Annotated in this window: 14 protein-coding genes; 11 read left to right on the plus strand and 3 right to left on the minus strand. The window is 38.9% G+C overall.

What is annotated here, in order from left to right; genetic code table 11:
- Together rfbD and ACO05E_RS16360 are read left to right on the plus strand one after the other, a co-directional pair.
- Positions 1-879: a dTDP-4-dehydrorhamnose reductase gene (rfbD, locus tag ACO05E_RS16355; RefSeq protein ID WP_419810556.1), complete on the plus strand. Its 879-nt coding sequence runs from the start codon at positions 1-3 to the stop codon at positions 877-879.
- Between the two features lie 49 nt (positions 880-928).
- Positions 929-2,281, plus strand: coding sequence for a hypothetical protein (locus ACO05E_RS16360; protein WP_419810557.1), 1,353 nt, complete (start codon positions 929-931; stop codon positions 2,279-2,281).
- 9 nt (positions 2,282-2,290) lie between these two features.
- On the opposite strand, the gene ACO05E_RS16365 is transcribed toward ACO05E_RS16360, so the two are convergent.
- The 3 genes from ACO05E_RS16365 to ACO05E_RS16375 are packed head-to-tail and all read right to left on the minus strand — an operon-like array spanning position 2,291 to position 4,565.
- Positions 2,291-2,635 carry a VanZ family protein gene (locus ACO05E_RS16365; RefSeq protein WP_419810558.1) on the minus strand — a complete coding sequence of 115 codons (345 nt, stop codon included), beginning with the start codon at positions 2,633-2,635 and terminating at the stop codon, positions 2,291-2,293.
- Positions 2,636-2,641: 6 nt separating this feature from the next.
- On the minus strand, positions 2,642-3,913 hold the full coding sequence (locus tag ACO05E_RS16370; protein WP_419810559.1) for a hypothetical protein: 1,272 nt from the start codon (positions 3,911-3,913) through the stop codon (positions 2,642-2,644).
- A gap of 13 nt (positions 3,914-3,926) precedes the next feature.
- Positions 3,927-4,565 (minus strand): XrtA/PEP-CTERM system exopolysaccharide export protein, encoded by a 639-nt coding sequence (locus tag ACO05E_RS16375; protein ID WP_419810560.1) that lies wholly within the window; start codon positions 4,563-4,565, stop codon positions 3,927-3,929.
- A 501-nt stretch (positions 4,566-5,066) separates the two neighbouring features.
- On the opposite strand from ACO05E_RS16375, the gene ACO05E_RS16380 reads away from it, so the two are divergent.
- The 9 genes from ACO05E_RS16380 to ACO05E_RS16420 all read left to right on the plus strand — a co-directional run bounded on the left by ACO05E_RS16380 (position 5,067) and on the right by ACO05E_RS16420 (position 14,257).
- The gene (locus ACO05E_RS16380; protein WP_419810561.1) at positions 5,067-5,561 is read left to right on the plus strand and encodes a hypothetical protein; all 495 of its coding nucleotides are present in this window, start codon (positions 5,067-5,069) and stop codon (positions 5,559-5,561) included.
- A 99-nt stretch (positions 5,562-5,660) separates the two neighbouring features.
- Positions 5,661-7,067, plus strand: a complete 1,407-nt coding sequence (locus ACO05E_RS16385; RefSeq protein WP_419810562.1) for an undecaprenyl-phosphate glucose phosphotransferase — start codon at positions 5,661-5,663, stop codon at positions 7,065-7,067.
- Between the two features lie 39 nt (positions 7,068-7,106).
- Positions 7,107-8,636, plus strand: a complete 1,530-nt coding sequence (locus ACO05E_RS16390) for a GumC family protein (protein WP_419810563.1) — start codon at positions 7,107-7,109, stop codon at positions 8,634-8,636.
- Positions 8,637-8,653: 17 nt separating this feature from the next.
- Positions 8,654-9,481: a CpsD/CapB family tyrosine-protein kinase gene (locus ACO05E_RS16395; RefSeq protein ID WP_419810564.1), complete on the plus strand. Its 828-nt coding sequence runs from the start codon at positions 8,654-8,656 to the stop codon at positions 9,479-9,481.
- Between the two features lie 19 nt (positions 9,482-9,500).
- Positions 9,501-9,950: an acyltransferase gene (locus ACO05E_RS16400; RefSeq protein WP_419810565.1), complete on the plus strand. Its 450-nt coding sequence runs from the start codon at positions 9,501-9,503 to the stop codon at positions 9,948-9,950.
- Complete coding sequence (locus ACO05E_RS16405; RefSeq protein ID WP_419810566.1) at positions 9,937-11,169, plus strand: hypothetical protein; 1,233 nt, start codon at positions 9,937-9,939, stop codon at positions 11,167-11,169. Before ACO05E_RS16400 ends, ACO05E_RS16405 begins: the two co-directional genes overlap by 14 nt.
- 33 nt (positions 11,170-11,202) lie before the next feature.
- Positions 11,203-12,504 (plus strand): hypothetical protein, encoded by a 1,302-nt coding sequence (locus ACO05E_RS16410; protein WP_419810567.1) that lies wholly within the window; start codon positions 11,203-11,205, stop codon positions 12,502-12,504.
- Positions 12,504-13,457 carry a glycosyltransferase gene (locus ACO05E_RS16415; protein ID WP_419810568.1) on the plus strand — a complete coding sequence of 318 codons (954 nt, stop codon included), beginning with the start codon at positions 12,504-12,506 and terminating at the stop codon, positions 13,455-13,457. Before ACO05E_RS16410 ends, ACO05E_RS16415 begins: the two co-directional genes overlap by 1 nt.
- On the plus strand, positions 13,442-14,257 hold the full coding sequence (locus tag ACO05E_RS16420; RefSeq protein WP_419810569.1) for a glycosyltransferase: 816 nt from the start codon (positions 13,442-13,444) through the stop codon (positions 14,255-14,257). Before ACO05E_RS16415 ends, ACO05E_RS16420 begins: the two co-directional genes overlap by 16 nt.
- The last annotated feature ends 2 nt before the right edge of the window (positions 14,258-14,259 follow it).

The raw sequence follows: 14,259 nt of genomic DNA on the forward strand, positions 1-14,259 counted from the left end.
GTGAAGGTTTTGTTAACCGGGGCGTCAGGGCAGTTGGGGAGTCATTTGCGAGAAGTCCTGCCTGTAAATGGTCATGAATTACTTGCCATGGATTCAGCTTCTCTGGATATCAGCTCGCGAGAACAGGTTTTGACTTGTGCCTCTGATTGCCCTGATGTCATTGTAAATGCGGCTGCCTACACGGCGGTGGATAAGGCGGAGTCGGATGTTGATAAGGCTTTTGCTGTTAACGAGGTCGGGGTACGTCATCTGGTTGAGCTGGCTAAGCTGCTTAATATCCCTCTGATTAATGTGTCAACTGACTATGTGTTTGATGGTCGCGCTTCCGTTCCTTATGTTGAGGATTATCCGGTATCTCCTCTTGGTGTGTATGGAAATAGTAAGCGGGCAGGAGAGGCGTTACTGGAAAGTAGTGATGTTCTTTTTGTGAATATTCGAACCAGTTGGGTGTTTAGTGAATATGGAAATAATTTCCTAAAAACGATGCTACGCCTTGGATGTGAAAGAGATAGTTTGTCGGTTGTCTCAGATCAGATTGGTTGCCCAACATATGCCGGTGACCTGGCAGTGGCGATTAATAATATCCTTTTTTACTACTCTAAGAATAAAACGTTAACTAGTGGGCATTTTCATTATTGTGGTGATCAACAAACCAGCTGGTTCGGATTTGCTGAATATATTTTTAGTATTGCAAAAAGTAATCGTGTTATATCAATGTCTCCTCAGCTGTCACCAATTGTGACAAAAGAATACCCTACGCCAGCAATAAGGCCTCTATACTCAGTTTTAAATACTCAGAAAATACGTAGTACATATGGCTGCATACCGTCGGATTGGAAATCTGCTGCTAATAAGGTTATTGCTCGACTTGCGACTTAATCCGGTTCAACTATGCTGCTATGGTTCTGCAATAGCGAGGTGCAAAACGATGTCTCAAAATACATTTAAAATATTAATAGCTTCAGTGTTAGTACTTTTCGCTATTAGTTCAAAAGCAGCGACTTATTATGTCGATCCGGATAATGGGAAGTCAGAGGGGGATGGCTCAGAGTCAAACCCATGGAAGAGCTTGCAAGAAGTATTTGATAATGGGTTTGTTAAAGCAACACGTTGGGTGGCTCCCTATGATGATGCCAAGAAAGCGATTGAAACTGTCAATCCTGACGGTTTTATTGTTGGTGGTGACACCATTTATTTACTCAACGGTTATCATGGGCAAGTCCAGGTTAATCGCTTGATGAATGAATCGTCGATCACAATTCAGGCAAAAGAAGGACATTCCCCACGATTATCGAGCCTGAACATTATATCGTCATCGAATTGGACGGTAAAAGGGTTAGATGTCAGCTCTTCACATGGTTCTACAAGTAGCAATCGGCTCCTTGAAGCTGCAGGTCATAATTGGACTGGCCCGTCCAGTAATGTCGTATTTGAAGAAAATACAGTGTATTCGTCGCCTGATATATCAGGCTGGTCTCAAAATGATTGGCTTGAAAAAGCTAAGTCTGGAATCTACCTGGATGCTTTTAACAGCATTGCTCGTAATAATAAAGTGTCTGGGATTCGCTTCGGAATTGCTGCAATATCCGATAATGTTTTGGTTGAAGGTAATGAAATTTTAAATTTTAGCGGTGATGGTATACGTGGCTTAGGTAATGATAGCCGTTATATAGGAAATTTTATTGCAAATGGATTTAAGGTCGATGATAACCATGATGATGGCTTTCAGTCTTGGACCCATGATGGAACTCCTGTAGAGAATGTTATTGTTGATGGTAATAGGGTTTTTTATAACTACAATCATCCTAACTTAAGTTTGATATCTGACATACAAGGTATTGGCAATTTTGATGGCTTTTCCAAAAACTGGGTGGTAAGAAATAACCTGGTTGTTATTAATCATTGGAACGGAATTAGCTTTTATGGTGCTGAGGATGTTGAGATCTACCATAATACTGTCGTCGATGGTGATGATGATAGCACCATGATTCCCAGAATATTAGTTCATGATCATAAGGATGGAACACCTTCTGAAGATATTGAAATTATCAATAATATTTCTAGGGTGTCTATGGCAAGTAGTGATATTAAAGCCAAAGGGAATATTGAGGTGGATTCAAAAAGTGCACTGTTCTTAGATCATGAGAACCATGACTATACTCCCCGTATTAATACGTTGGCAAATAATAGTGGTGAGCCAATTTACTCTGGTACAACCGATATTAATGGACGAGAGAGGGCCTGCTCTCCGGAAATTGGTGCTTTTGAAGCCGGCTGGTGAGTGAAAGTTTTAGATTGATCTTTTTTTGAAATATAGCTGGTTACAAATTGCCGCTGTGATAAAACCAGCTATATTGGCCATAAGGTCGAATACAGAGAACTCTCGACTAGGGGAATATTGACTCTGGAGTACCTCTGAGGTAATGGCAAAAATAAATAATAAAGTCAATGTTGGGAATTTGACTGGTTTCTGGGTTTTAATGTAGATAGCGGTATATGATAGAAAAAAAATGAGAAAGTGACCTGCTTTGTCGGTATGCTTGGGGGGCTTCGGAAATAAGCCTTCGCTAAAGAAAGCTAATAAAACCAAAGTCCCGAAAGTTAGAAATATTACTGCTGATAGAAGCTTGTTCATATTGATCTAGAAATAATATGTTAGTGTGGCTTGGCTTGATGACTCTGAGTATGAATTTAAAGGTATTTTAGAGTTTCTAGATTCATATTTAGCATCAAGCTTGACAGTTAAATTCTTCCTTAGCTTCCTTATATAAGACAGTAAGATATTCACTTGCTGATAATTATTATTGATATCCTTGGGGAAATAAGTGTCATTATGCTTGATAAGCCAGTGAATGTTGCTCAGTGGCGAGGCTTGGTAATCGAGTGATAATGATGTGATTTGCTCTTGTAGATTTTCGGTGGACTGAGCCTGATAATCTTCTTTCAACCAGTCTAATGCAAGACTTGCCCTGCATCGATTGCATATGCCAGAGTTCAGATAGCTGAGGTTTAGCTGCTGTTCTTGATATAGATCCAGGGTGCTCCTGTTGCCATCTGTACTACTGACTAATGGATTGTTTTGATTTCCGCTAGAAGTGTCGGAAACTCTATGGCTATACTGTGCTGTCAGTACATGCCCACCATTGTTTAATTCAGTAAATAACTCAAGTAAAGGGGAGGCTAATTTTTCCCCAAAAGATGAACGAATTTCGTTGTGCCCCACTTCAATCCTGTAGTTTAGCAATCTCAGTCTACGTACAATGATTATGCTGAGCTGATCAAAATCACCATCTTCGTCTTGAACATAATCAATATTCTGATGCAGAGCCGAGAGTTTTATCTCTGTAATGGGATTGATATTGCGCATCCAGATGGCCTGAATGCCTTTGCGTGTACTATCGATATCTGAAGCATCCCGATAATGGATGTCGGTGATACTTGGCGTTATTGTAAAATTATTATGGTTGTTTGGGGTGTAAAGAAAGTCGAGGCTGGCGCTTGTAATATGGCGATTATCTGTGTTGCTGGCTAATTGTGGCTGGCCTGGAGAATCAAGGACTTCTTTGGCTGAATGAGAGAGTTTGGCGTTTAGCCATGGCTGTAAGTCCGCATAAGCGAAAGCGCTACCATTTACGATAAGCCTGCTTTCTTGAGATTTTTTCTTGTAATTCTCATAATCAAAAGAATAATCTACGTTTAATTGGCTGCGGCTGCTTTCTTGTGTATGAAATGTCGTTAGCCCAATATGATCCTGCAGCTCAGTTATCCTGTTATTTTTAGTTTTTAAAGCATTGTTAGTAAGTTGGCTTCCGGCATTGACTGAAAGCTCCAGAGAGTGAGCTTGTGTTGCTATAACCAATATAACGCAGCTAACATAATGTAGTCCGCTTCTGCTGTAGTCTGGATGTTTCATGAAACGGCTAAGTTCAGAATAAACGCTCGGGAACAGTAATTATGTCAGCTGGGCTAAGGAGAAAATTAGTATCAAGTTCACCGCGCTTTAAAATCCCCTCAAGGTCAATAGGGTAAGCTCTGACTGAATTGTCACTTTTTCTGTAGAGGAATGCCTTATCTTCAGCAGCGAATACTGTACTTCCGCCAGCTAGTAGCACCAAATCTAAAACAGTCATTCCTTTGCGCCAGGGAGTGGACAATGGTTGAGCGACCGCACCTGTAATCCTCACGCGTTGAGTGAATTCAGTGCTATTAGCTTCCGCAACAATGATAGTGACTGTTGGCTCCTGGATGTAATCAAAGAGTTTTTTACTGATCACTCCCTTCAGAGACTCTGTACTTTCGCCTGCTGCAGCTATTTCCCCTGCTAAAGGTACTGAAATTTTACCATCCGGGCGTACTGGAACAGTCACAGATAGTTCTGGGTTGCGCCAGACTCTGATGTCCAGAATGTCACCATGCCCAATCAGATACTGATCTGATATTTGGATTGGTGGTGGCGGGGCGGTGAGAATGCTGTTTGTGCTGCAGCCACTGATGATAGTGGTAAGTAACAATAGCAGGGGTGAGGCGAATTTCATTTTTATCCTGTCGTACTGGCTGGTAGCCAATATAAGCTCCATGATTGTAAAGCCAGCGTCTGATGTTAATCAGAAAGTGCGGCCATCTCGATGATTTTTAACGAATGAGGGCGTTAAAGTAAAGAGGTTAACAGATAATAAGTTGTGTTAGTAAAATCGACTCGAGCTCATGTAAAAAAAGTCGACGGTTATTTATCAGCTTTGTCATTAATGATTTTGATTTGTTAATGGCTTGAGCTCTCGGTCTTTGCGCGTGCTGATCTGTTATTTTAGTAAAGATAAATAGATATTTCAGTGTTAGTTGTAAGGCTTGTCTCAGGTATAAAATGGTAAGTGAGTGAGAATCTGTCGAAATCGTTTACGCAATTGCTTGAGGCTATATTAGTTGTGCGTCTCTTTTGAATAAATAATTTTTAAGTCGTTGAAAATAAAGGAATTTGTTTTTTTGGCATTAAATGTGCTTCGGTTGCTTTACACGAAGGCTCAGATGGGGATGGGTTTTCATGTTCATTACTTTAAGGAGAAAGATTTATGATCACTAAATTAAGAAATATAGCCGCCGGTTTTGTACTGGTCGTTGTATCCTCGGTTGCATCTGCAGCTACTTTTCAATTTTCGCCAGATCCATTTGTGTTGGATTACACTAGTGGAACTCCTGTTGAACTCAGTGTTTCGAATTTTCCTGACCCGATTGGTGCGGCGGCAACGAACTTTACAGTTGCTCAGGATCTGACAACGACTATTTGGAATTTTACATTTGATGATGATGGTACGCCTGCCGAGTCTTTACAGGTTATTTTGCTTGATGCTGCTAATCAGCTTGTATTTGATTCGGGTGTAGTGACTCCAAGCCCACTGAGCTTTACAATCAATAGCTTGTTGGCTGGTGAATATACGCTGCAGATTTTTTCTGATAGTGAAGATGTAAACGGTTCAATCTCTGCTGTGCCAGTTCCTGCAGCCGTTCTTCTGTTTGGTACTGCTCTTCTGGGCTTTGCAGGTTTCTCTGCGCGCCGTAAGGTATAATTGCAGGACTTATATTGAGGGGCCCCTTCCCCTCATTTTTTATTAAAGAGGTTTTTCCTTTTTAATTTTTGTTGTAATCTTCAGGCCAGTTTGCGGTTTATGGCGCAGTCGGAGTTAAAAGGAATTATGGAAGATCTAGAGTCTGCACTTGGAGGTAGGCCTCTATTGCAGAGGAGAAACACGCTCTCAAACGTGTTTCAGTCGTTGGTTGATGCCTTTCTTGTTCTGGCGTTTTTTGTTCTGCTGATTGTATTGTCAGTAGGGTCGATCTCAACTCATCATGTTATTTTCGGGCTTATCCTAATCGGGGCAATGGCTATCTGCTACGATTTTTTAGGGATCTATCGAAAAAATAAATCGCTATTTGGCAAGGCGTTCGACTTGCTACTGGCCTGGTTCTCTTCTTTGATGGTTGGTGTTGTTGCGCTGTATTTCATTCTTTCAAGTCAGTATTTATCTGGAAGCTTTCTGGCAGTTTTCTCCGTTGGGGGTTATTTACTTCAGTTTTTCTCTTATATTCTTTTTTTCTTGTATAAAAAAAGTAAATCAAAGAAAAGTAAAGTTAGTGCTTTGATTATAGGTGGAGGGAGTTTTGCCCAAAATCTAAAGGTTAAAATAAATAGTAACCCCTGGGTAAGAGAGTATGTTGTATGTACTGTTGAAGGACTTTCTGGTGGAGAGAGTGATGTTGATGATTTTTTTGATTTAATTGACCGTAAAAGTATTAAGAGTATATTTTTTGCGGTTTCGATGCGGCAAGCTAGTGAAATACAATTGATTTATGATGAATTAATGAATCGTAATCTTGATGTGCATTGGGTTCCAAATTTCGAAAGCCTCAAGCTTATTAACCCAAGTGTCAAAGAGCTATCTGGAATGCCAATTATGACACTTTCAGAAACACCTTTGCTGGGAACTCATCACTTAAAGAAAGCAATTATTGATAAATCTCTCGCAGCAATTGCTTTGCTGGTTTTTACACCTCTTATTATTTTTACCGCAATAGCTATCAAACTGACTTCTTCAGGGCCTGTTTTCTTCCGTCAGCCAAGGACCGGTTGGGATGGAAAGGAATTCCTTATTTGGAAGTTCAGAAGTATGAAGGTTCATGAATCCGAGAGTGGAGAAGTAAAACAGGCAACTAAGGATGATGATCGCGTCACATCTGTAGGCCGATTTATCCGCAAAACAAGTATTGATGAATTACCACAGTTGTTCAATGTTTTGGAAGGTAATATGTCAATGGTTGGGCCGAGGCCACATGCAGTTCAGCATAATACACTGTATTCAAGTCAGATTAAGGCCTATCTCTGCCGGCATCGAATTAAGCCGGGCATTACCGGCCTTGCACAGGTTCGTGGTTATCGAGGAGAAACTGAACAGCTTGAACAAATGAGTATGCGTGTTGAATCAGATCTGGAATATATAAATAACTGGTCTGTTTCGCTTGATATTGCCATCTTGTTTAGAACAGTATTTACGCTTTTTAGTAAGCAAGCGTATTGATTAATAATGATTAAACTTCGGTTTATGCAAGGATGAGTTGTGACTTACGAAGAAGAAGATCAGGCCATAGAGATTCCAGCTAACTTTATTGCGGCATTGTCACGCTACAAAGTTCACCTGATGATTTCGGTTGTGCTGCTTGGTATTTTGTCAGTCATAATGGTTATGTTAATTCCAGCTGTTTATCGATCAGAGTCGATAGTGTTGGTAGAAACTCAACAGATTCCAGATGACCTTGTCCGCTCAACGGTAACTTCAATTGCTGCTGAGCGAATTCAAATTATTAAGCAGCGTGTGATGACCCGTGAGAAGCTTCTTGATATTGCTAATAAACATCCGTCTGTCAAAGAAGATGCTGGTAATCTATTGGTGTCTGAACTAGTTCAGAGTATGCGGGGAAAAATATCGGTAGAACTTATTACCAGTAATAAAAATAATAGCCGCAGTCCAGCTACTACGATCGCATTTAAGGTTGGCTTTGATGCTTTGAATCCGGTGGTAGCGCAATCTGTTGCTAATGATCTTGTTACGCTTTTCTTAAATGAAAATGTTCAAGCTCGAACTGAAAGGGCTTCTGAAACAACAGAGTTTTTGCGTGCAGAGGCAGATAAAATTAAAGTCCGTTTGGCTGATACTGAACAGGCTATTGCTGATTATAAGCAGAAAAATAAGGAAGCTCTTCCTGAGCATCTTGATTTGTATATTTCAATGCTAGATCGTGCGCAATTAAGTCGCATAGAGATTCAGCGCCAAATTGAGGTGGAAAGTAATCAGCGATCTCTTTATGAGCTTCAAGCGAATGGGTATGGCTCTCTAAAAGAGTCTGATGAACTTGAGGCTTTGCATTCAGAATATAAAAGCCTTTCTGCAGTTTATAAAGACTCTCATCCCGACATTAAAGCCTTGAAGAAGAGGATCTCAATTCTTGAAGGAAGAAGCTCACAGCCTGTAGGGGATGGTTTGGTGGATACAAAGTTGAAATCTTCTGCCGCACAGCTCAACCTTCTTAAGCAGCAGCTTGAAAAAAATAAAATCCAGATTGAAGATTTAGAAGAGAAAATTATTCAAATACCTCAGGTTGAACGTGGATTGATTTCACTAAATCGTGATTATGAAGTTGTAAAAGAACAATATGATAGGGTCGTAAGTAATACAATGCAGGCTCAAATGGCAGAGAGTCTTGAGCAGGGGCGTAAAGCAGAGCGTTTTTCCATACTTGAACCCCCGCTATTGCCTGATCAGCCGTATAAGCCAAGACGTAAAGTACTTTTAGCGGCGGGTGTTGGTTTATCTTTATTTATGCCATTGGGGGTTATTCTGCTAATTGCTTTGACTGATAAGTCAGTCCGAGGGGTGGCTGCTTTGGAGCGTATAACTGGGAGTGCACCCTTGGTTGTTGTAGGTGTTATTAATACAGGTAAGGTCGAGAAAAAGAAGAAAAAAAATCAGATTCGTATTCTTATGATTGTTGCTGGTTTGTGTTTTTTGGGAGTATTGTTGGTTCACTTTTTTGTGATCCCGCTGGACTCTCTTGTTTATAAGTTAATGTATAAAGCCGGTTTGGCTTGAGAATTTGAGGGCTGGTTATGGCTTCTATTTCTGATGTTGTTAAGCGGGCTAAGGAAGCAAAAGTGAACCCTGTGGTTGGTGAGCGGAATTCAGATAAAGAGCTGAGAAAGGTTCATAGTACTGAAGATGATGGGTCTTTTAATAATATTAAATACACATCAACAAAAGTAATACCAGTTGCTCATAAAACTCTATCGGAAAATAGAATAATCGCTCACAACAAGGAGGACCCAGCTTCTGTTCCCTTTTCTATGCTCAGAACAAAAGTGTTGCATGAAATGAGGGCTAATGAATGGAGTACGCTGGCTATTTCTGCGCCAACACCAGGTGCAGGAAAATCATTGGTTGCTACAAATCTTGCTATTAGTATTGCTATGGAGGCCAATCAAACTGTTCTTCTTGTTGATATGGATTTGCGTCAGCCTTCGGTGCATCAGTATTTCTCTGTAGAACCTGAGCTTGGTATTCAAGACTTTCTTGAAAGAGGTGTGCCAATTAGCGATATTATGTTTAACCCGGGAATTGAGAGGCTTTCAGTTCTTCCTGGTAGAAAACGAATGCTTAATTCATCAGAAGCGCTTGCAACGCCAATGGTTAAAGCGTTAACCAAAGAATTAAAAAACCGTTATGAATCTCGGATTATTATTTATGATCTTCCACCTTATTTGGTGAATGATGATGCGCTGGTTTTCTTACCATACATTGACTGTTCCCTGTTGGTGGTTGAGAGTGGAGTGAGTACTAAGGAGGAGATCGAAGAATCTTTACATCTTGCACAAATAAAACCAATGCTTGGGACGGTATTAAATAAGTATGTCCAAAGTAAAAAAATAAATGTTTATTAGGTTTTTGATGGGTTTGGATATGTTGAGCTTTAAGAAAATAGTTAAAAAATTGATCCATCAGTATTTAAGAATGGGGTTGCTAGGTCTTCGGGTAAAATATCTTAATTATTTTTATGGTATGAATATTCACCCTACAGCAAGGATATCGCTGAAAAGTAAGCTTGATTATACTAACCCCAAGGGGGTGAATATAGGGGCTGGATCATACTTGGCATTTGGGGTTGTCATTCTTGCGCATGATATGTCTCGATTGACTCATATGGACGTGAATATTGGAAAAAACTGTTTTATCGGGTGTAATTCAATCATAATGCCTGGTGTGACTATTGGAGATTCTGTTGTTGTTGGTTCCGGGTCTGTTGTTACCAAATCATTTAAGGGTAATTGTGTTATTGCAGGAAACCCGGCAAAAGTAATTAAAGAGGACATATATACTAAAGAGTTGGGGATATTTTGTGAGGCTGGCTAGTGGCTTGCACCATAAATCTTTGTTTATGGTTTTGCTTTATTTGCTTTTGATGACTATTCCAGGGGAGTTCTATTTTAATTTTTTCGGCATTAGGATGGAGTTGTATCGATTATTTCTATTGGTGGCTTTCTTGTTTTACGTGCCTGTTCTGTTTAAGTTTAAAAGGTTTGGTGCGATAGAGTATTTCCTGTTGTCTTATTGTGTTTGGTCCTTTTTTAGTTTTTTTGTTAATCACGGGGTTTCTGGTTTTAAATCATCTATAATATTGTATTTAGAAGTATTTGTTGGGTATTTTTTGGGTCTTTCTATCGGAGGGAGTGCTAAGAAGTTTAAACGTGTATTGTTCTGTATTGCTTTTTTTTATATCCTGGTTGCGCCGTTGGCAATTTTTGAGACTCAGTCAGGGTATCGCATAACACATGTTTTTTTTGCTGAAATTCTCGGAAATCCAGTTGAGTCATATTTAGGCGATTCTTATTATCGGCATGGTCTTCACAGGGCAAGCACGGTGTTTTCACACCCTATATTGTATTCTGTTTGTGCTGTTGTCTTTATTCCTATCTTTTTTGTTTTTAATAAAAGTCTAAAGGCTTTTTTTCTAAGCTCTGGTATCTTCATTGCTATGATTGCATCTGTGACATCAGTTGGATTTTTGATGGTATTCTTGCAATTCATGCTTTATATATTGGGGTTGATTTCAAAATTCTACAAAAAAATATTTACACATGTTGTATGGTTTTCATCCTTGCTTTTCTTGTTTTTGAGTGTGGCCTCTAATCGTGGGCCAGTCGTTTTATTTGTTAATACTATGTCCCTGAATCCCGGGACAGCATATTTCCGCTATCTCCAGTGGCAGTTCTCAACTGATGACGTTATGGCTAATCCATTTTTTGGTATTGGTTTTTATGAGTGGAGTAGGCCGCATTGGATGCCGATAAGCATTGATAATTTCTGGCTTATGACAGCTTTGCAGAATGGTATTCCCGCATTTGTTTTTTTAATACTATTTTTTATTTTTTCATGTAGAAGGCATTGGTTTTCTTGGAGGTCTAGTGGTGAAAGTTTTTATTTTGCTTTTTTTGCTTCTATATTTTCGATTATTTTTGCAGCCTTTACTGTTGATTTCTTTGATAGAGCTCAGCTTGTGGTATTTCTTCTTTTAGGTTTTTGTAATTCTTTTTTGACTGAGCATAAGAGAAAGGTTGGGGTTAGGTTATGATTGGCTCTAATTTTTCTGAGTGTTAGGTGTATTATGCGTTCAATTTATGCTGTTTTTTTTAAGATGATATCTTCCTTGATCGGGATTCTTTTGATATGGGTTGTGGCTCAGTTTTTAGAAGAAAAAGAGGCTGGTATAGTCATATATTTTTACACTGTTGTAATGATTGTCGTTCAGCTTTCTAGGTCTGGCACGGAGCATGCGATATTAAAAAAACTCCCTGAGTCGACTGCGCTTTCTCAAAGTTTTATTTTGATGGCATCTTTATTAATAGTGCTTTTTGTTTCGCTAATTTCATCATCTTTATACTATGGTTTCGCTTTTGTTCAGGGGCTTGTATATGATTATAGTACTTATTCTTTGCTATTTTTATTGATGTTCTCTGCGGTTTTTTTTGCTTTGAATCAAGTCATTGCTACTGTGTTCCAGGCTCGTCTTAAAGTGTTTTGGCAATACTTTTATATTAATTCTGGGGTTGTTGCGATAACGCTTGGGTTTTGGGTGTTGATCCGTGAGTTATATGCTTGCTACGGGGTGATAGGCTTTGCTCTTTCGTTTCTTTTATCGAATGTTTTTCTTTTTTCAGCAGGCTTTATTTGGTTGGTTCGGAGTGAATGCTTGAGTATTGATGTTCCTCTATCGAAGAAAGAGTTTTATGGGGAAGTTATATATATTTGGCCTTTTGCTACAACCGCTGCGTTGACGATAGCTATTCAGTGGGGTGGGTTGCTGCTGGCAGGGTTTTGGCTTGATGAGTCTGAACTTGGTGCGCTTTCTATTGTCTTGCGAATATCTACATTTTCAATTTTTGGATTCCTTGCGATAAATTCTTATATTTCTCCAATGATATCAAGGTGTTCAGAAAATGAGGATTTTAATATTGTTAAGTTGACAGCCTCTTACTCGTTGGTGTCTTTGTTGTTTTCTTTTGCTTTTTTGGGGGTGTTCTTTTTGTTTGGACGTGAAATGCTTAATATTATAGGTGAGGCCTATGTTTTTGCTTATCCTTATGTTGTTGCCGTTGTTGTATTCTGGTGTTTTCGTGTGGCGCTGGGGCCTGTTGATGTTGTTCTTCTTATGACGGGAAATGTTCATGTTAATAAAAGGAATCTAACTATTAGTGGCGTATTATCTTTGGTTTCCGCAGTTTCTTTAATTCCTGTCTTTGGCTTTTGGGGTGCTGTATTTTCTTTGATATTTTCTAGGTTGTTGTTATCTATTTTAAATGCCATAAAGGTTTATCAATTGTTTGGTGTCTTATACCTATCTCCAAGAGCAGTTGCATCTGGTGTTGATGGTATTAAGGCGATTTTTTTTAATAAAAGGGTGGCTTAATGTCTAAATTATGCACTGTGATAATGGTAAATTACGGCACTCCTTATCATATGGTTTCAGCGCTATCGTCAGCTATTAAGGTGAATGAACTTAAAGGGGTTGATGATTTCAGGTTTGTTGTGATAGATAATGCCTCACCTGATAATTCTGAAGAGATACTGAGCAGTTATTGTAAGCTTTATGATAATGTTGAATTTATTAAATTTGATAAAAATTTAGGGTTTGCAGGTGCTCATAATAGGATGTCTGACGCTATCGATTCTGAATATTTACTATTGTTGAATCCAGATACCTATATGATGAATCCTGCTATCAATAAATTGATTTCTTTTTCAAAATTATACCCGGAGAATGGTATTTGGGGAGGGGTAACATTTTTTCCTGATGGGAATATAAATTCTGCTCATGCATTTAAATTTGTTAACTTATGGGGTGTTTTTTGCCGGGCCTTTTATATTTCTGCAATATTTCCTAATAATTCTTTTTGCAATCCTGATAACTATGCATCATGGGATAGAAAATCTGTTAAAGAAGTAGATGTTGTCCAGGGGAGTTTTTTGCTGATGAAGACTGACACCTGGAATGATTTAAATGGATTTGACCTTGATTTTTTTATGTATGGCGAGGAGACGGATCTTTGTTATAGGGCGAAAGAAATCGGCTGTAGTCCTGTCGTTGACCCTGAATCAAAAATTGTACATCTAGGGGGGGTTTCAGAAAAAGTTCGCTCAGATAAAATAATAAGACTTTTTGAGGCGAGGTGTTTGTTCCTTTGGAAGAATAAGTCACGATTATATTTCTTTATGGGTGTATTGCTGCACTTGTCATGGGCTCTTAACAGAGGGGTGATTTACTTGCTGTTGTCTTTATATCGGCGGTCTTATTTTAATGAAGGGAAATCTTGGTTTAAAGTAATTTATAATGTCAAGGATTGGGCATGGAAAAGAAGATAGCATCGATTATAATTCCTGCCTACAATGAAGAGAAAAAGATAAAGACTGTTCTCGATAGGTTGAGTTTTACGGATCTTTTTCAGGTTGTTGTTGTTTGCAATGGGTGTATTGATTCTACATTTGATGTTGCAAAATCATACTTGGGAGTCGAAGTGTATGACCTGGAGCAAGGGTCAAAAACTTTGGCGTTGAACTTTGGTGATTCTGTTTCGCATTTTTTTCCAAGAATTTATCTTGATGCCGATATTGATTTTGATGTTTCTAGTCTGATTGATTTGGTTGATTATATGAATTCCAGCGAAGTTTTAGCATCAGGGCCAAATTTGAATTTTAATTACTCAAACGCTCCTTTTTTGGTTAGGTGCTATTACTCTGTTTGGAGTAATCTTCCGTATATCTTATCCTCTAGTAATGTTGGGTCGGGTGTTTTTGCGCTATCTATGTCTGGCAGGGAAAGGTTTGATGATTTTCCTGATGTTATATCTGATGATGGGTTTGTGAATTTTATATTCTCAGATGTTGAAAAAGGAAGACCTTCCTCTTGTTTTGTTAATGTTGATGTTCCGAAGAGTTTTTGGTCTTTGGTAAAAATTAAGGCGAGAGCGACTGCTGGTGCGAGTCAATTGGCATCTATTGGTGTTAAGACTCATAGAAAGAACAAAATTGATTTTGGTTTTTTCAAGAAATTTGGTTTTAAGGGTGTCTTATATGTAGCTATTCAGTCGTTTATAAAACTATATGGGGCTGTTTATTACTCCAAGAGTAATAGAGGCTGGTTGAGAGATGAGACAAATAGGTGAGT

Origin of the sequence: Bacterioplanoides sp., from assembly GCF_965226395.1 — a bacterium.
Lineage (GTDB): Bacteria > Pseudomonadota > Gammaproteobacteria > Pseudomonadales > Oceanobacteraceae > Bacterioplanoides.